Origin of the sequence: Rodentibacter mrazii (assembly GCF_001998825.1) — a bacterium.
Taxonomy (GTDB): Bacteria; Pseudomonadota; Gammaproteobacteria; order Enterobacterales; family Pasteurellaceae; genus Rodentibacter; species Rodentibacter mrazii.
Genome location: NZ_MLHG01000014.1, coordinates 17,565 through 34,542 on the forward strand (window position 1 = coordinate 17,565; position 16,978 = coordinate 34,542).

General features: G+C 39.6%; 17 protein-coding genes. 11 read left to right on the forward strand and 6 right to left on the reverse strand.

From position 1 onward, the window contains the following. Positions 1-20: 20 nt before the first annotated feature. Both BKK47_RS02500 and BKK47_RS02505 read right to left on the reverse strand, forming a co-directional pair. Entirely contained in the window at positions 21-3,221 is a 3,201-nt protein-coding gene (locus BKK47_RS02500; RefSeq protein ID WP_077493348.1) for a type I restriction endonuclease subunit R, read from the reverse strand. After that, the gene (locus tag BKK47_RS02505) at positions 3,218-3,790 is read right to left on the reverse strand and encodes a restriction endonuclease subunit S (RefSeq protein ID WP_077493349.1); all 573 of its coding nucleotides are present in this window, start codon (positions 3,788-3,790) and stop codon (positions 3,218-3,220) included. Before BKK47_RS02505 ends, BKK47_RS02500 begins: the two co-directional genes overlap by 4 nt. Positions 3,791-3,983: 193 nt before the next feature. Here BKK47_RS02505 and hslV point away from each other — a divergent pair, with 193 nt between their 5' ends. Both hslV and hslU read left to right on the forward strand, forming a co-directional pair. Continuing rightward, complete coding sequence (gene hslV / locus BKK47_RS02510; protein WP_077493350.1) at positions 3,984-4,511, forward strand: ATP-dependent protease subunit HslV; 528 nt, start codon at positions 3,984-3,986, stop codon at positions 4,509-4,511. A 10-nt stretch (positions 4,512-4,521) separates the two neighbouring features. Beyond that, the gene (hslU, locus tag BKK47_RS02515) at positions 4,522-5,856 is read left to right on the forward strand and encodes an HslU--HslV peptidase ATPase subunit (RefSeq protein WP_077493351.1); all 1,335 of its coding nucleotides are present in this window, start codon (positions 4,522-4,524) and stop codon (positions 5,854-5,856) included. A gap of 47 nt (positions 5,857-5,903) precedes the next feature. Here hslU and ypfJ read toward each other — a convergent pair whose 3' ends face one another. Next, the gene (gene ypfJ / locus BKK47_RS02520; RefSeq protein ID WP_077493352.1) at positions 5,904-6,734 is read right to left on the reverse strand and encodes a KPN_02809 family neutral zinc metallopeptidase; all 831 of its coding nucleotides are present in this window, start codon (positions 6,732-6,734) and stop codon (positions 5,904-5,906) included. Positions 6,735-6,901: 167 nt separating this feature from the next. Between ypfJ and lysM the strand changes: the two genes are divergently transcribed. The 8 genes from lysM (at position 6,902) to rplA (ending at position 13,294) form a co-directional block, all read left to right on the forward strand. Continuing rightward, complete coding sequence (gene lysM, locus BKK47_RS02525; RefSeq protein WP_077493353.1) at positions 6,902-7,342, forward strand: peptidoglycan-binding protein LysM; 441 nt, start codon at positions 6,902-6,904, stop codon at positions 7,340-7,342. A gap of 208 nt (positions 7,343-7,550) precedes the next feature. Then, the gene (gene tig / locus BKK47_RS02530; RefSeq protein ID WP_077493354.1) at positions 7,551-8,849 is read left to right on the forward strand and encodes a trigger factor; all 1,299 of its coding nucleotides are present in this window, start codon (positions 7,551-7,553) and stop codon (positions 8,847-8,849) included. 114 nt (positions 8,850-8,963) lie between these two features. After that, positions 8,964-9,545, forward strand: a complete 582-nt coding sequence (gene clpP, locus BKK47_RS02535; protein WP_077493355.1) for an ATP-dependent Clp endopeptidase proteolytic subunit ClpP — start codon at positions 8,964-8,966, stop codon at positions 9,543-9,545. A gap of 9 nt (positions 9,546-9,554) precedes the next feature. Further along, a complete protein-coding gene (gene clpX, locus BKK47_RS02540; RefSeq protein WP_077493356.1) occupies positions 9,555-10,805 on the forward strand; it encodes an ATP-dependent protease ATP-binding subunit ClpX in 1,251 nt (416 codons plus the stop codon). Between the two features lie 142 nt (positions 10,806-10,947). Further along, the gene (gene secE / locus BKK47_RS02545) at positions 10,948-11,361 is read left to right on the forward strand and encodes a preprotein translocase subunit SecE (RefSeq protein WP_077493357.1); all 414 of its coding nucleotides are present in this window, start codon (positions 10,948-10,950) and stop codon (positions 11,359-11,361) included. A 1-nt stretch (position 11,362) separates the two neighbouring features. Continuing rightward, complete coding sequence (nusG, locus tag BKK47_RS02550; RefSeq protein ID WP_018356870.1) at positions 11,363-11,920, forward strand: transcription termination/antitermination protein NusG; 558 nt, start codon at positions 11,363-11,365, stop codon at positions 11,918-11,920. A 251-nt stretch (positions 11,921-12,171) separates the two neighbouring features. Continuing rightward, entirely contained in the window at positions 12,172-12,600 is a 429-nt protein-coding gene (gene rplK, locus BKK47_RS02555) for a 50S ribosomal protein L11 (RefSeq protein WP_007241834.1), read from the forward strand. Positions 12,601-12,604: 4 nt separating this feature from the next. Beyond that, positions 12,605-13,294, forward strand: a complete 690-nt coding sequence (rplA, locus tag BKK47_RS02560; RefSeq protein ID WP_059365973.1) for a 50S ribosomal protein L1 — start codon at positions 12,605-12,607, stop codon at positions 13,292-13,294. 206 nt (positions 13,295-13,500) lie between these two features. Here rplA and BKK47_RS02565 read toward each other — a convergent pair whose 3' ends face one another. The 3 genes from BKK47_RS02565 to metN are packed head-to-tail and all read right to left on the reverse strand — an operon-like array spanning position 13,501 to position 16,077. Then, entirely contained in the window at positions 13,501-14,325 is an 825-nt protein-coding gene (locus BKK47_RS02565; RefSeq protein WP_077493358.1) for a MetQ/NlpA family lipoprotein, read from the reverse strand. 35 nt (positions 14,326-14,360) lie between these two features. Beyond that, a complete protein-coding gene (locus tag BKK47_RS02570) occupies positions 14,361-15,050 on the reverse strand; it encodes a methionine ABC transporter permease (protein WP_077493359.1) in 690 nt (229 codons plus the stop codon). Next, complete coding sequence (gene metN, locus BKK47_RS02575; protein WP_077493360.1) at positions 15,040-16,077, reverse strand: methionine ABC transporter ATP-binding protein MetN; 1,038 nt, start codon at positions 16,075-16,077, stop codon at positions 15,040-15,042. The genes BKK47_RS02570 and metN overlap by 11 nt, the downstream gene beginning before the upstream one ends. 172 nt (positions 16,078-16,249) lie before the next feature. On the opposite strand from metN, the gene gmhB reads away from it, so the two are divergent. Further along, positions 16,250-16,804, forward strand: a complete 555-nt coding sequence (gene gmhB / locus BKK47_RS02580; protein WP_077493361.1) for a D-glycero-beta-D-manno-heptose 1,7-bisphosphate 7-phosphatase — start codon at positions 16,250-16,252, stop codon at positions 16,802-16,804. Positions 16,805-16,978 lie beyond the last annotated feature (174 nt).

Genomic DNA, 16,978 nt, shown 5'->3' on the forward strand with positions numbered 1-16,978 from the left:
TCATTTCTGGGAGCAGCATATTATTCCCTCACAAATTCATCCGCCAGTTCATAGATTGCATTACGCAACTGATTGCGATATTTCATTTTGGTCAGTTTTTTTACCTCATCATTTTGGGCAAGTTCCGGATAGGTGATGCCCGCTTGTTTGATGAGTATCGTGAGCTGATCATTGTCATCTAAATCTTTTTGTTGAAATTGGTGTTTCGCAAAAAGTTGACGAAGTTGCGCGTTTGTTAGAATTTCTGTTAGCCCCCATTGCAGGCGGAAATCCAAAAATTGTTGGTCTTGGCTTGCGTAATTTGCCTGTTCGACAATGGAAACCCCGTCTTGTTTAAATGCATCTTTTAATTTGAAAAAACCTTTGGTGATCGCTTTCGCCGCACGGCTAATTCGACTTGCAAAACTACGATCTTCCAATCCATTGGCAAATTTTTCCAATTCTTTCTGAGTCTCTTTCGCTTTTTCGGTTTCACCTGCTTCAATTTGTTGGAGTAAGGTGGTGATTAACTCTGTTAAATAATCATAGTTAATTTCAACATCTTTCACGTGGGTCATTTTTAGCTCTATTTGCATCACCGGCACGTTTCGACTTTTTGCTAAATGGAGCTTGAGTTCGTTGGTCAAGGTGTTGGTGAGCATACTTTCTTCTTCACTATTCATGCCGAGTTCGTGAATCAGTTTATCAGGGTTTTCATAATCAAAGCCGGTGATTTCACCGTTTTCATTTTCTACAGAATATTGTTTTATTTTGGCGATATTTGCAGTATAGGTGCGTAATTGCTCAAACATTTCCCATTTTTTCGTTTCAGATGGTGGTAACTGAGTAAAGTTATCCGTTATTTCTCGGAGTGTTTTTACGATATTTTTTGTCTCATTGAGCAATTCTTCGTATTTTGGTGCGGTAATATTGTCTTTAATATTATTCGCTTTTCGCTCTTTATCAGATAATTTGGCAGAATCTTTATTGGCATAGATGGACAATGCTTCATTCATTAAATTTTCATTATGTGCAGGCCAGCGATAATTGATAATACGTCCCCAAGGTTTTTCCCGCATATCTGAAACTCGGTTTGTTCTTGAATAGGCTTGAATGAGTCCGGCACCTTTTAAAGTGCGGTCAACATAGAGCGTATTTAACTCAGGAGCATCAAACCCTGTGAGCAGTTGATCGACTACAATGACAAGATCGAGATACTGTTTGTCTGCCGCGGTGCGATTTAATCGACTGGTGACATCTTGGGTGTATGCCGATACCTCAGACATCGTGAAATTGGTGTTAAATTCTTTGTTGTAGTGCTGAATCGCTTCAAATAGTCCTTGATTGGTTTCCAGCATCGTGTCGTTATTGCTTGTATTTTGGCTAAAAGTAACGGCGACTTTAAGCAAAAACTCGCCATTTTCCGACCGCGCTTTATTAACACGTTGGAACTCACGAAAATACATCATTGCCATTGGCGTGCTGGCTTTGCCACCACCGACGTGGGTGGTCAGAAGGGCATTATATCGTCCTTGATTGCGTTTGTTGTCCCAATTTGAACGGTTTTTCCAATGTTTGAAAATATCGGCGACGACCAATTTTACGTGTTCTTCATTTTCATCGTAGAAACTCGGTTCAATATTGTCATCCATATCTTGTTGGGTTAAGTTGGCAATTTTCGAGGCAATTTGTTCTTCGCTCCAATCCGGATATTTATGGCGATAGAATTTCGGAAGATGATCTTCTTTCATACTTTTTTCGCTAATTGTGGTTTCAAAATCCACTTTAAACCCCAAGACATTACGATCTGCAATCGCTTCTCTAATGGTATAGGCGTGCAAGAGTTCTCCAAAAATATCTTCAGTTCGTAAGCCCTTTGTGGTTTCATCAAACATTGGCGTGCCGGTATAACCAATCCATGCGGAATGTTTAAATGCTTTTTGAATGGCACTGAAATTTTCGCTTCCGGTGGAACGGTGGGCTTCGTCTACAATAAAGACAATATTTTTTTCAGGTGCTTTGAAAGAGGCACGTTTAACCAAGGTATCCAGTTTCTGTACAGAGGTAATAATGATTTGACTACCTTTGCTGTGTAATTTGCGATTTAAATCCGTGGTGTTGTTGGTATCAAGTACCGTGCCTAAACTGTCTTCGGTCGCATCAGGATCATAAGCACGATAATTCTCATTGGTTTGAGTGGTTAATGCAATACGATCGACTAGAAACACGACTTTATCTACTTTTGGCGAACGGCTTGCGAGCCAAGCGGTTTTAAAACTTGTGATGGTTTTGCCTGAGCCAGTGGTGTGCCAAATGTAGCCGAGTTTATTTAACGCTTGATCAAAATCTGCCCGTTTTAATTTATCCATTACACGGCGTGTGGCATAAACTTGATAAGGGCGCATCACTTTTAGAGCTTGCTTGTTTGGTGTACCGTCTAAAATCATATAGTTAGTTGCCATTTGATGCGCCATAGGAATACTCAGCATAGAATCGGCAAATTCTTTCCATTTATAAACAGGTTTATTGTCCGATTGGCGTTGCCAGTTGAAGGCAAAATCTTTATTAAAACGTTCTGCGGTAGTATTCGCCATATATTTCACGTTATTAGGTGTGATAGCCACTAAGATTTGGAGTGTAGAAAAAATATCACTATATTGATTTTCTGCGATGTATTGATGCATTTGATTTAAGGCTTCATTAATATCCCGCGTTTCTTTTTTTTCTTCAATTTGAATAATTGGTAAGCCATTAATTAATAATGTCGTGTCAAAACAACGATTCTTTTTACCGGCAATGACCGCCGGACGTTCAATTTGATTCACAATTTGATATACCGTATCACCTGCGCCGATCTGTTTTTGGTCAAATACGGTTAAAAAAACATGTCGATCATCATCTAAATCAATCTCAATTTGTGATACCCCATTTGTGCCATAAAGAAATTGCCCTGCGGCATAAGGGGTGGATAAATTGGAGATCTTGCGTTTAACTTGCGCAAATTCCACCGCACTGAGAGGACGATCTAGGGTTTTTTGGTTAAGTTTTTCTAAAATTTGTTTGAAATTTCCCCATAAGTCTTCGGTTGTTTTTATATTAGGTTCATAATGCCAAAGTTTAGTGCGCACGATATAGTCTGCACTTGGTTCAGAAATCACATTTTCGGTAGCAGTGATCGTACCGGTACAAAGATATTCAATTAAGGCTTTTTCAAATTTTAATTCAGGCATTTTATTTGTCATTTTGCGCTCGCTTTTTGTAATTGTGCCAATACAAGTTGTCTTTCAAGATGGGCAACTCGTTGTTTCAGATAGGTCAATTTTTGTTGTTTAAGGTAGATATTTCCTATAAGACGCTGTTTTGATAATGCTGGTAACTTGGGTAATTTGAGAGATTTAAGCTGTTTTGTCGTATATTTCAGCACTTGAGAGCCTTGTAAACCACAGGATAATTGTTTGTGAATACTCTGATTTTCGTTTAATAAATATACCAAATAACCCTGGTCAATCTGTGATTGTGGTATTAACTTGAGGTAATTTTGTGTATATAACAACTGATGATGCCACTCTCTGACTTGAGCGGTTTTTCCTGAAATTAAACTAAATACAACATCACCGGCAGAAAGGAGGCTAGTAATCCGATCAAAAGTTCTTATTTCTTTAGGTGAAATAGGATTATTTGATAGATATAGATCTTGTTCAAGATGGGCTTGGGAGTAAAAAGTATAAATGGGAGCATTTGTATCCATCGTTTCAGTTATGCGGAATTGGGCTTGACCGCCACAAATTTCCACTATATCGTTCAATTTCATTTGTAAATGTACCTTGTTTAAATTACATGATGATAATTATAGGCGGAATTTGTATTATTGCAACATTATTTTGTAATTTTATTAAATTACAGTTTTTGTTATTTGTGAGAAGTAAATAATCAATTCATAGACTTGAATTTTCCAGAGTTCGTCGCCATATAGCGTGCAAGTTTTTTTAAAGAAGGACAAAAGAATGACAACAATCGTCAGTGTGCGCCGTAATGGGCAAGTAGTGGTAGGGGGAGACGGACAAGTTTCTTTAGGCAATACCGTGATGAAAGGCAATGCACGCAAGGTACGCCGTTTATACAATGGCAAGGTGTTAGCGGGTTTTGCGGGCGGAACGGCGGATGCTTTCACGCTGTTTGAATTATTTGAACGTAAGTTAGAAATGCACCAAGGGCATTTGTTGAAAAGTGCGGTGGAATTGGCGAAAGATTGGCGAACGGATCGTGCATTGCGTAAATTAGAAGCGATGTTGATTGTGGCGGATGAAAAAGAAAGCCTGATTATCACCGGAATCGGCGATGTGGTACAACCGGAAGAGGATCAAATTTTAGCCATTGGTTCCGGTGGCAATTACGCACTATCCGCTGCACGTGCATTAGTCGAAAACACGAATCTTTCTGCCCGTGAAATTGTCGAAAAATCATTAAAAATTGCAGGTGATATTTGTGTGTTCACCAACACCAATTTCACTATTGAAGAATTACCGAATTAAGGAAAATATTATGTCTGAAATGACTCCTCGAGAAATTGTTTCTGAATTAGATCAACACATTATTGGGCAGGCAGATGCTAAAAGAGCAGTCGCTATTGCACTTCGTAATCGTTGGCGCCGTATGCAACTTCAAGAACCGCTACGCCATGAAGTTACCCCTAAAAATATTCTGATGATTGGACCAACAGGGGTGGGGAAAACCGAAATTGCCCGCCGTTTGGCAAAATTAGCCAATGCCCCTTTCATTAAAGTGGAAGCCACCAAATTTACCGAAGTGGGTTATGTGGGAAAAGAAGTGGATTCCATTATTCGTGATTTAACGGATAGTGCAATGAAATTGGTTCGCCAGCAAGAAATTGCGAAAAATCGAGCGAAGGCAGAAGATGCAGCGGAAGAACGTATTCTTGATGCGTTATTACCACCGGCAAAAAATCAATGGGGCGAAGTCGAGAACCAAGATAGCAATAGTGGTACGCGTCAGGCATTCCGTAAAAAATTACGTGAAGGTCAGTTAGACGATAAAGAAATTGAGATTGATGTTTCAGCCGGTGTTTCTATGGGCGTGGAAATTATGGCACCGCCGGGCATGGAAGAAATGACAAACCAATTACAATCTATGTTTCAAAATCTCGGTAGTGAAAAAACCAAAAAGCGCAAAATGAAAATTAAAGATGCGTTGAAAACCTTGATTGATGATGAAGCGGCAAAATTGATTAATCCGGAAGAATTGAAACAAAAAGCTATTGAGGCAGTGGAGCAAAACGGTATCGTATTTATTGATGAGATTGATAAAATCTGCAAAAAAGGTGAATACAGCGGCGCGGATGTTTCCCGTGAAGGGGTACAACGTGATTTACTGCCTTTGGTGGAAGGTTCAACGGTAAGTACTAAACACGGTATGGTAAAAACCGATCATATTTTATTTATCGCTTCCGGTGCTTTCCAAGTGGCGCGTCCTTCCGATTTAATCCCTGAATTACAAGGACGTTTGCCGATTCGTGTTGAACTTTCAGCATTAAGTTCGGCTGATTTTGAGCGTATTTTAACGGAACCTAATGCATCGCTTACCGAGCAATATAAAGCCTTAATGGCAACGGAAGGGGTGGATATTGAATTTACCCAAGAGGCGGTGAAAAAAATCGCTGAAGCAGCATTCCGTGTCAATGAGAAAACGGAAAATATCGGTGCCCGTCGTTTACATACGGTGATGGAGCGTTTGATGGATAAAATATCCTTTAATGCGAGTGATATGAATGGTCAAACCGTGAATATTGATGAAGCCTACGTGGCGGATGCCTTGGGTGAAGTTGTCGAAAACGAAGATTTGAGCCGTTTTATTCTCTAATTAATTTTTAAGAGAAAAAGGTCTAGCAAACGCTAGACCTTTCTTTTTTAATTGAACGTATCACACTGGCTCGGATTGCCCGTTTGTAGCCCTTTTCTAAACCAAGTTAGGCGTTGGGCGGAGGTGCCATGGGTAAAGCTATCCGGAACCACATAGCCTTGTCCGCGTTTTTGTAGGCGATCATCCCCCACCGCTTCCGCCGCATTAAAGGCTTTTTCTTCGTCCCCTCGTTCAAACAAACCACTTTTCACTGCTTGATTTGCCCAAACGCCGGCAAAACAATCCGCTTGTAGTTCCAATTTTACTGAAAGTTGATTAGCCGTTTTGCGATCGGTACTTTGTTGTGCGCGGTGAACTTGTCCTAAGACGCCGAGTAAGTTTTGCACATGATGTCCCACTTCGTGAGCAATAACATAGGCAAATGCTGAATCACCGGCCGCGCCCAATTTATTTTTCATATCATTATAAAAGGATAAATCCAAGTAAACCTTGTGATCATTCGGGCAGTAGAAGGGCCCCATCGCCGATTGCCCCGTACCACAAGCGGTAGAGGTTGCGCCGCTGTATAATACCATTACGGGTTCTTGATATTGATAACCCATTTGTTTGAAGTAATTTCCCCACACGGTTTCCGTATCGGCTAACACGACTTTTGATAAACCGGCAAGTTGTTGTTCTTCGTGGGTTTCTAATCGTTGGGAGGATTGACCTGAAAAATCAGGCGTACCGACCAAACCGGATAAATCAACGCCATAATAAGCGCCCACTAATAAAATAATGAAACCCAATATACCGGTGCCTTTTCCTCCGCCAAAATTCCCACCGGAACCCCGTCTGTCTTCAATGTTTGAACTTTCTCTTCTACCTTGCCAGCGCATAATAGCCTCTGTTTTGTGATTAAAAATGCCCGCATTCTATCAAAGTGCGGTCATCTTTAAAGCTTTTTATAAAAAGATTTACCGGAATTTACATGATATTTTCTAGACATTCCTATCACTTTTCAGTATGGTATGTATAAATTTCATAACTAAAAAAGGAATAGAAAATGGGCTTATTTGATTTTGTTGGCGATATTGGCAAAAAACTTTTCTCTAAAGAAGAAGATGCCTCGAAAGCGGTGGCACAACACATCGCAGAAGATAATCCGGGTGTAGAAAATCTTTCTGTCACTGTTGAAAATGGGGTAGCAAATATCCAAGGTGTTGCTTCTACTGCTGCAGCGTTAGAAAAAGCAGTTTTAATGGCAGGAAACATTCAAGGTATTACTTCCGTTACCAGCGATGCTACCATCAGTAGTGGTGAAACTTTAGCCTCTGACGATACATTCTATGTGATTCAAAAAGGCGATACGCTTTGGAAAATTGCAGAAAAAACTTACGGTAACGGGGCAAAATACACAGCGATTGTCGAAGCCAATAAAGAAGTGATTAAAGACGCGGATAAAATTTTCCCGGGGCAGAAAATTCGCTTACCGAAAGGTTTATAAGACGTTAAAAGTGCGGTCATTTTCAACCGCACTTTTTTATTTAGAGTTTGCTGATTAATTCATCAAATCAGGCAACTTTTTGTTTGATTTATCGACTTTCTATCGACTGGTTGATTTTATTTCGTTATAATTCCGCAGTTTTTTATCATTATTTTTAACAACGTGTTCGGTGTGAGTTTTACCGAGTGCAAATTAATTGAGGTTACAAATGTCATTAAATATTGAAACAACCCAAGGTTTAGAGCGTCGTGTGGCTATCACCGTTCCTGCGGAAACTGTTGAAAAAGCAACCCGTGAAGAATTTAAACGTGCAGCAAAAAATGTTCGTGTGGATGGATTCCGTAAAGGTAAAGTGCCGGCACATATTATTGAGCAACGTTTTGGCGCATCAATTCGTCAAGATGTATTAAATGATTTATTGCCACGTCATTTCTTTGATGCCGTGATTGCAGAGAAAATCAATATTGCAGGTCGCCCTACTTTTGCTATTGAAACTTTTGAGCAAGGTAAAGATTTAGTTTTCACCGCAACTTTTGAAGTGTATCCGGAAGTAGAATTACAAGGTTTAGAGAATATCAAAGTTGAAAAACCAACCGTTGAAATCACGGAAGCGGATATTGATAAAATGATCGATGTGCTACGCAAACAACAGGCGACTTGGGCAGAAAGCCAAGATGCAGCGAAAGCAGACGATCGTGTCACCATTGATTTTGTCGGCTCTGTTGATGGTGAAGAATTTGAGGGCGGGAAAGCCTCCGATTTCGTATTATTCATGGGACAAGGTCGAATGATTCCGGGCTTTGAAGATGGTATTGTAGGTCATAAAGCCGGTGAACAATTTGATATTGATGTGACTTTCCCGGCTGAATATCATGCGGAAAACTTAAAAGGTAAACCGGCTAAATTTGCGATTACCTTGAAAAGAGTTGAAAACATGGTATTGCCTGAGTTGACCGATGAATTTGTGGCTAAATTTGGTCCTAATACCAAAACAGTTGAAGATTTACGCGCAGAAATCCGTAAAAATATGGAACGTGAGTTGAAAAATGCACTGGTTTCTCGTGTGAAACAACAAGTTATCAACGGTTTAATTGAACAAAATCCGATTGAAGTGCCGTCTTCTGCTGTTGAAGAAGAAATTAATGTGTTACGTAACCAAGCGGCGCAACGTTTTGGTGGTAATACTCAACAGGCTGCACAATTACCACGTGAATTATTTGAAGCGGATGCGAAGCGCCGTGTTCAAGTCGGTTTATTATTCTCTGAAGTAATCAAATCAAACGAATTGAAAGCTGATGAGGAACGTGTTAAAACCATGATCTCAGATATCGCTTCTGCCTACGAACAACCGGCTGAAGTGGTTGAATATTACAGTAAAAATGAAGAGTTAATGAATAATATTCGCAATGTTGTGTTAGAAGAACAAGCGGTTGATGCGGTTCTTGCAAAAGCACAAGTGACCGAAAAAGCATCTTCATTTGATGAAATTATGAATCCACAAGCATAATTATTTTTGACTAAAAAGTGCGGTCGTTATTTATAGTGAATTTCGACCGCATTTTTGTTTTAACTGAAAATCGAGTAAGATATTGCCCGATTTTTTATATGATTAGGGGCAAAAATGAGCGTAATTCCTATGGTCGTAGAACAAACCTCAAGAGGCGAACGTTCTTACGATATTTATTCCCGTCTATTAAAAGAACGTGTGATTTTCCTAAGTGGTGAAGTCGAAGATCGCATGGCAAATTTGATTGTTGCACAATTGCTTTTCTTAGAATCAGAAGATCCGACTAAAGATATTAATATTTATATTAATTCGCCGGGAGGGTCGGTGACTGCCGGTATGGCGATTTATGATACCATGCAATTTATCAAACCGGATATACGAACCCTCTGTATTGGACAGGCATGCTCTATGGGGGCGTTTCTACTGGCTGGCGGTACACCAGGTAAACGTGCCGCATTACCGAATGCGAGAGTGATGATTCACCAACCGTTGGGCGGATTCCGTGGTCAAGCATCGGATATTCAAATTCATGCGCAAGAAATTTTGAAAATTAAACATACCTTAAATGAACGTTTAGCTTTCCACACGGGGCAAAGCATTGAACGTATCGAGCAAGATACCGATCGTGATAACTTTATGTCTGCCGAAGAGGCGAAAGCCTATGGTTTAGTGGATGAGGTGTTGATTAAACGTTAAGGATTAAAGATGACAACGGAAAATAAAGATTTACATTGCTCTTTTTGTGGTAAAGAAAAAAGTGAAGTCGATAAATTGATTGCCGGAACAGAGGGCTATATTTGTAACGAGTGTATCGAACTTTGTCATTCAATGTTGGAAGAAAACCACGAAGATAATAGCGAAAAAACCTCTGAAAGTGCGGTTGAAAATGACGCTAAATTGCCGACACCTCATGAAATTCGAGCGCATTTAGACGACTATGTAATCGGTCAGGATTATGCGAAAAAAGTGCTCTCTGTGGCGGTATATAATCACTATAAACGCTTACGTACCAACCATGAAAGTAATGAGGTTGAACTAGGTAAAAGTAATATTTTGCTGATTGGTCCAACGGGAAGCGGTAAAACATTACTTGCACAAACTTTGGCTCGTCGTTTAAATGTACCTTTTGCGATGGCGGATGCAACGACATTGACTGAGGCAGGCTATGTAGGCGAAGACGTTGAAAACGTACTGCAAAAACTTCTGCAAAATTGTGACTACGATACTGAAAAAGCGGAGCAGGGTATCATTTATATTGATGAGATTGATAAAATCAGTCGCAAGTCGGAAAGTGCATCTATTACTCGTGATGTATCAGGCGAAGGCGTACAACAGGCGTTGTTGAAATTAATTGAGGGGACAATTGCTTCAGTACCGCCGCAAGGGGGGCGTAAACATCCTCAACAAGAAATGCTGAAAGTAGATACGTCAAAAATCTTATTTATTTGCGGTGGCGCATTTGCCGGATTGGATAAAATTATTGGTAAGCGTACTCAAACTGCGACAAGCATTGGTTTTGATGCAAAAGTGGAAAAAGAGACAGAAGATCAATCTCTGTCCGAATTATTCCGTCAGGTGGAACCGGATGATTTGATGAAATTTGGCTTAATTCCGGAATTTATCGGTCGTTTACCGATGATTGCTCCGCTAAGTGAGTTAGATGAAGATGCATTGGTGCAAATTCTTACCCAACCTAAAAATGCACTAACAAAACAGTATCAAGCATTGTTTGGTTTAGAAAACGTGGAATTAGAATTTACCTCGGAAGCATTGAATGCGATGGCTAAGAAAGCCCTTGAGCGTAAAACCGGTGCGCGTGGTTTACGTTCAATTGTTGAGGCTGTGCTACTTGATACCATGTATGATTTGCCATCCATTGAAAATCTGGAAAGAGTGATCGTTGATGAATCAACGATTGTTGGCAACGAAGCACCTAAGTTGGTTTATCGCGCTTAGCGTTTGTTTATATAAAAAGTGCGGTTGATTTTTTGGTTGTTTTCTGGCTTACTCATTTTTCAATAGGAAATGGGCGAGGAAAATGCTACAATCGCATGTTCTTAAATTTATTCTTATTTCCCCTTTTTAAACGGATTCAATTATGGCAACTGAAATTGTTGATAAAAAGAAAAAAACAGAAGAGCCGGTAGAAGGTAAATCAAAAGGCTTAAATACGTTACTTTGGATATTGGTTGTGGCTTTCTTCTCCGTTGCTGCCATTGGCAATGCTTATTTCCAAAAAGATTATTCGACGCCTGTTCGTGTAATTGGCGTGGCGATTACTCTTGTAGTAGCCTTTGTTTTCGCAGCAATTACCAATCAAGGTACAAAGGCTCGTAATTTCTTTAAAGAATCAAGAAATGAAGCACGTAAAGTTGTATGGTCAACTCGTTCAGAAGCACGTCAAACCACGTTGATTGTAATGGGCGTGACGGTTGTTGCTTCATTATTTTTCTGGGCGACAGATTCTATTATCGTATCAATTATTAACTTTTTAACCGATTTGAGATTCTAAAATGACAGAAGAAACAACAGTATCAAAAAAACGTTGGTATGTGCTACAAGCGTTTTCCGGTTTTGAAAGCCGAGTAGCATTGACTTTGCGTGAATATATTAAACAGCACCAAATGGAAGATCAATTTGGTGAAGTTTTAGTGCCTACGGAAGAAGTCGTTGAAAACGTAGCAGGTAAGCGTCGTAAAAGTGAACGTAAATTTTTTCCCGGTTATGTGCTTGTAGAGATGGAAATGAACGATGACACTTGGCATTTAGTGAAAAGTGTACCACGAGTAATGGGCTTTATTGGTGGAACACCGGATAAACCGGCTCCGATTTCTAAACGTGAAGCAGATACAATTTTAAATCGTTTAGAACAAAGTGCAGAGAAACCACGCCACCGTAACGAATATCACCCGGGTGAAGAAGTGCGTGTTACCGAAGGGCCGTTTGCTGATTTCAATGGTACGGTAGAAGAAGTCGATTACGAAAAAGGTCGCTTAAAAGTATCAGTTTCTATCTTTGGTCGGGCAACTCCGGTCGAATTAGAATTTGGTCAAGTAGAAAAGACACTCTAACCCAGATATTTACAATGATGTTGAATCATAGCCGTACTTTGTTTTTAAAGTGCGGTTATTTTTTTAGTGATTTTCTTGGTGTTTTAATTTGAATTGCTTGAAAAGCAATCGTCCTTTTTATATAATCCGCAACCTATTTATAAGCCGTTTATCGGCTTATATTTTTGTATGGCACAGTATCTTTTATGAACAGTGTCGAAATCATCGGGGAGCTATTTATAGCGCTATGACCCAATTAGAGGAAAATTAAAATGGCAAAAAAAGTCCAAGCCTACGTTAAGTTGCAAGTTGCAGCAGGTATGGCAAACCCATCACCACCAGTTGGTCCGGCATTAGGTCAACAAGGTGTGAACATTATGGAATTCTGTAAAGCGTTCAATGCTCGTACCGAGAGCTTAGAAAAAGGTTTACCAATTCCAGTTGTAATCACTGTATATGCTGACCGTTCATTTACGTTTATTACTAAAACTCCACCGGCTGCCGTATTATTGAAAAAAGCAGCGGGTATCAAATCTGGTTCAGGTAAGCCGAACAAAGATAAAGTGGGTAAAGTAACCTTAGATCAAATCCGTCAAATTGCTGAAACAAAAGCGGCAGATATGACTGGTGCGACTATTGAGACCAAAATGAAATCAATCGCTGGTACTGCTCGTTCTATGGGCTTAGTGGTGGAGGAATAATACGATGGCTAAATTGACTAAAAAAATGAAAGCAATCAAAGCTGGCGTAGATTCTACTAAAGCATATGAAATCAACGAAGCAATTGCGTTATTAAAACAATTCGCAACCGCTAAATTCGTTGAAAGTGTTGATGTTGCAGTAAACTTAGGTATTGATCCTCGCAAATCTGACCAAAACGTTCGTGGTGCAACCGTGTTACCACACGGTACAGGTCGTGAAGTTCGCGTAGCTGTATTCACTCAAGGCGCAAACGCAGATGCTGCAAAAGCAGCGGGCGCTGACTTAGTGGGTATGGAAGATTTAGCGGAGCAAATCAAGAAAGGCGAGATGAACTTTGATGTAGTTATCGCTTCTCCTGACGCAATGCGTGTTGTTGGTCAATTAGGTCAAGTATTAGGTCCACGTGGTTTAATGCCAAACCCTAAAGTCGGTACTGTAACACCAAACGTTGCTGAAGCTGTAAAAAATGCGAAATCTGGTCAGATCCGTTATCGTAACGATAAAAACGGTATTATCCACACCACAATTGGTAAAGCAAACTTCTCTGAAGAGCAATTAAAAGAAAACCTCCAAGCATTATTGGCTGCTTTAACAAAAGCAAAACCAACCACCGCAAAAGGTATCTTCATTAAGAAAGTTAGCATTTCTACCACAATGGGTGCTGGCGTTGCAGTAGATCAAGCATCGCTATAATCGCGACGAAAACTTTGAAAAATTTAACCGCACTTTGTTATGCAAAGTGCGGTTTTTTTATATAAAGATTTAAGGGATTTGAGAGAGTATAACCTTTTGAATTTATGTTTTGAAAATGGCTATTTCTAATCCTAAAAAATAGGATTAGTTTTTTGATGACTAATCCTATCTTTATTAATGAAAGAACCGCTTCTTTAATTAAAAAATTACCAGCCTTTCACAACACCATCTTTAAAGTGTTTTTTAGCTTCTTCATACACTTCCTCGGTTTGATAAGATTTCACGAAATCTTGTACGGCCTTACTGTCTTTGTTATCGGTACGTGCGACAATAATGTTTACGTAAGGCGAATCTTTATCTTCCACAAAAACACCATTATCTTGTGCATTCAAGCCAACCTGACCGGCGTAGGTGTTATTTACGACGGCTAAATCAACATCATCTAATGCGCGAGCAGCAATAGAGGTATCCACTTCGGTGATATTTAGATTTTTTGGATTTTCAACAATATCTAATACTGTAGATAATAGATTATTAGCATCTTTAAGTTTGATTAAGCCTTGTTTCTCAAGCAGAATCAATGCACGTCCACGATTACTTGGATCGTTTGGCACGACTACTTTTGCGCCTTCTTGCAGCTCATTCAGATTCTTAATTTTTTTAGAATAACCCGCTAACGGATAAACAAAGGTATTGCCCATGATCACCAAATTATTTAGGTTTTTGGCTTTTGTGTCTTGATCTAAATAAGGTTTATGCTGCATTGCATTTACATCTAAATCACCGGTAGAAACTGCAGTATTTGGCAATGCATAGTCATTAAATTCTACAAATTGTACATCTAGCCCATATTTCTCTTTTGCTACTTTTGCTGCAATTTCTGCCACTTGATGTTCTGGACCTGACATCACCCCGACTTTGATTTTAAGTGGTGTAGTTGCTGCGGTTTCGGTTTTTTTATCATCTTTACATTCTGTTAGAACAAGGGCGGATGCGATGGTTGTAATAGCAAATAAATTTTTTAGTTTCATAAGGTTTCCTCTTTTAGTTAGCAGTAAGTTGTGTTCTAACGATGATCCACTTTCTTCGCCAGTGTATCACCGAGTTTTTGGCTAATCATTACGAAAAGAACAATGATAATGGTAGCAACCCAAGTGATGTAAGGCATATTGCGATATACACCGTAATTGATAGCAAGGCTTCCAAGTCCGCCACCGCCTTGTGTTCCCGCCATGGCAGAATAGCCCACCAAAGTCACGAGAGTAAGCGTGATCCCATTAATCAGGGTTGGCAGTGCTTCAGGTAAGTAAAATTTACGGACGATTTGCCATTTAGTCGCGCCCATTGCTTGTGCCGCTTCGGTTAACCCATTAGGAATTTCCATTAGGGCATTAGCGGTTAGACGTGCCACGAAAGGCATTGCACAGATACTTAATGGAATAATGGCTGCAGTTGTGCCAAGTACAGTGCCGACAATAAAGCGTGTTACAGGTAACAAAATCAAAAGTAAAATGATAAATGGAATCGAGCGACCAATGTTAATGATGGTATTCAAAATAAAGTGTGTACGTTTATTTTGTAAAATTTCGTTTTTACCGGTTAAGAATGTCCATACGCCTACAGGCAAACCTATAATAACAGCCAATAAAGTAGAGACAAAGCTGATATAGACGGTTTCATACGTTGCCGCTGCAACAACGCCCCACATTTGTGGCGTGAGCTGTTGGCTAAATGTTGTCCAGAAATCATTGAACATAACCGAGTACCTCCACGCGTACATTATTTTCCATTAAATAAATTTTAGTTTGTGTAATGGCATCTTCATCACCTTCCACTTCCGCGATGGTATAGCCAAATTTCACACCGCCTGCATAATCAATTTGTGACGTTAAAATGCTGAGTTCCACACCAAATTTTTTTGATGTCTGTGACAGTAATGGCGCATCGACAGAACGACCGGTAAACTCAAATTTAATAATTGGATACGCCTTACTGTGTTTAGGAGTATCGGTCAGGTTTTCCAAATATTCATCCGGTAAATTAATATGGAATGTGGAACGAATAAAATCTTGTGCCAACTCGGTTTTTGGATTTGAAAAAATTTCTCCGACAGTACCTTGCTCCACTAATTGTCCTTTATCAATTACCGCTACTTGATCACAAATCTGTTTCACTACTTCCATCTCATGGGTGATGAGTAAAATAGTAATGCCCAAAGTGCGGTTGATTTCTTTTAGTAATTTTAGAATAGATTGTGTGGTTGCCGGATCTAATGCGCTCGTGGCTTCATCGCATAATAATACTTTTGGATCGCTTGCTAAAGCACGAGCAATGGCTACACGTTGTTTTTGTCCGCCGGAAAGATTACTTGGATAGGCGTCACGTTTCTCATTTAAACCGACCAGTGTTAAAAGTGCGGTTATTTTTTCTTGGATTTTTGATTTTGATGCGCCTTCCAATTCTAATGGGAGGGCAACATTTTCAAATACAGTGCGTGAGCTGAGAAGATTAAAGTGTTGGAAAATCATACCAATGTGGCGACGGGCATGAACTAATTCTCGATCAGAAAGTTGGGTAAGTTCCACCCCATCCACAATTACTGAACCACTACTCGGTTTTTCTAATAAATTTACGCAACGAATAAGTGTACTTTTCCCCGCGCCAGATGCACCGATGACACCACAAATCTGCCCTTTCTCAACATTGAGCGAAACATTATCAAGTGCGGTCAGCTTTTTTCCCGCTAACTCAAAAATCTTCGTAATATTATTTAGCTTAATCATATAAGCCCTTGTTCTCTTACTATTTTCAAATTTATTTCGGTATTCTAGACGTCTAGATTGCCGTGTCAATATATCGTGGGATCTTTTTTAGATGGATTGGTTATAGCTTATATTTGCTAATTGATAGAATTAAAGGGATAATTTTGAAAATTGGGGCAATCACAGAGTGAAAATGAATAAAGCAATTTTTTTAGATCGCGACGGTACGTTGAATGTAGATTATGGCTATGTGCACGAGATCGATAAGTTTAAATTTATTGATGGGGCAATCGATGCGTTACGTGAGTTAAAAGCGATGGGGTATCTATTGGTCTTAGTGACAAACCAATCCGGTATTGCGCACGGTTATTTTTCTGAAGATCAATTTCTACAATTAACAGAATGGATGGATTGGTCCTTGGCAGAGCAAGGTGTAGATTTGGATGGGATTTACTATTGCCCACACCTCCCGGATGGTAAAGGGGAATATAAAGAAGAATGCGATTGTCGCAAGCCGAAATCAGGTATGTTGTTGCAAGCAATAGACGAATTGAAGATTGACCCTGAAAAATCAGTGATGATTGGCGATAAAGTGGATGATCTGAAAGCCGGCATCGGTGCGAAAGTGAAAACAAATGTATTGGTTCGTACAGGAAAAGCGATAACGGAAGAAGGAGAATCCATGGCTGATTATCTTTTGGATTCTATTGTGGAGTTACCTCGCGTTCTGAAATGTTTAATTAAGTAGCAGAATCCAGCCAAATTTTATTCGATCCGTTTTTCTTTTAATCAAAAGATCATTTTTTTAAATTTTTTTGAAAAAAGCACTTGCATGGCGTAAAAAAATCCCTATAATGCACCGCACACAACGACGCACTGTTGTGAACGTTTGAGATTTGCAATGCGTCGTTCTTTTTTGCTC

Bases quoted from the DNA above. Each gene is read 5' to 3' on its own strand.
- clpP (WP_077493355.1), top strand. From the start codon at position 8,964: ATGAGCGTAATTCCTATGGTCGTAGAACAAACCTCAAGAGGCGAACGT.
- BKK47_RS02570 (WP_077493359.1), bottom strand. From the start codon at position 15,050: ATGTTCAATGATTTCTGGACAACATTTAGCCAACAGCTCACGCCACAA.
- rplA (WP_059365973.1), top strand. From the start codon at position 12,605: ATGGCTAAATTGACTAAAAAAATGAAAGCAATCAAAGCTGGCGTAGAT.
- lysM (WP_077493353.1), top strand. From the start codon at position 6,902: ATGGGCTTATTTGATTTTGTTGGCGATATTGGCAAAAAACTTTTCTCT.
- secE (WP_077493357.1), top strand. From the start codon at position 10,948: ATGGCAACTGAAATTGTTGATAAAAAGAAAAAAACAGAAGAGCCGGTA.
- hslV (WP_077493350.1), top strand. From the start codon at position 3,984: ATGACAACAATCGTCAGTGTGCGCCGTAATGGGCAAGTAGTGGTAGGG.
- gmhB (WP_077493361.1), top strand. From the start codon at position 16,250: ATGAATAAAGCAATTTTTTTAGATCGCGACGGTACGTTGAATGTAGAT.
- rplK (WP_007241834.1), top strand. From the start codon at position 12,172: ATGGCAAAAAAAGTCCAAGCCTACGTTAAGTTGCAAGTTGCAGCAGGT.
- metN (WP_077493360.1), bottom strand. From the start codon at position 16,077: ATGATTAAGCTAAATAATATTACGAAGATTTTTGAGTTAGCGGGAAAA.
- ypfJ (WP_077493352.1), bottom strand. From the start codon at position 6,734: ATGCGCTGGCAAGGTAGAAGAGAAAGTTCAAACATTGAAGACAGACGG.
- hslU (WP_077493351.1), top strand. From the start codon at position 4,522: ATGTCTGAAATGACTCCTCGAGAAATTGTTTCTGAATTAGATCAACAC.
- clpX (WP_077493356.1), top strand. From the start codon at position 9,555: ATGACAACGGAAAATAAAGATTTACATTGCTCTTTTTGTGGTAAAGAA.
- BKK47_RS02505 (WP_077493349.1), bottom strand. From the start codon at position 3,790: ATGAAATTGAACGATATAGTGGAAATTTGTGGCGGTCAAGCCCAATTC.
- BKK47_RS02565 (WP_077493358.1), bottom strand. From the start codon at position 14,325: ATGAAACTAAAAAATTTATTTGCTATTACAACCATCGCATCCGCCCTT.
- tig (WP_077493354.1), top strand. From the start codon at position 7,551: ATGTCATTAAATATTGAAACAACCCAAGGTTTAGAGCGTCGTGTGGCT.
- nusG (WP_018356870.1), top strand. From the start codon at position 11,363: ATGACAGAAGAAACAACAGTATCAAAAAAACGTTGGTATGTGCTACAA.
- BKK47_RS02500 (WP_077493348.1), bottom strand. From the start codon at position 3,221: ATGACAAATAAAATGCCTGAATTAAAATTTGAAAAAGCCTTAATTGAA.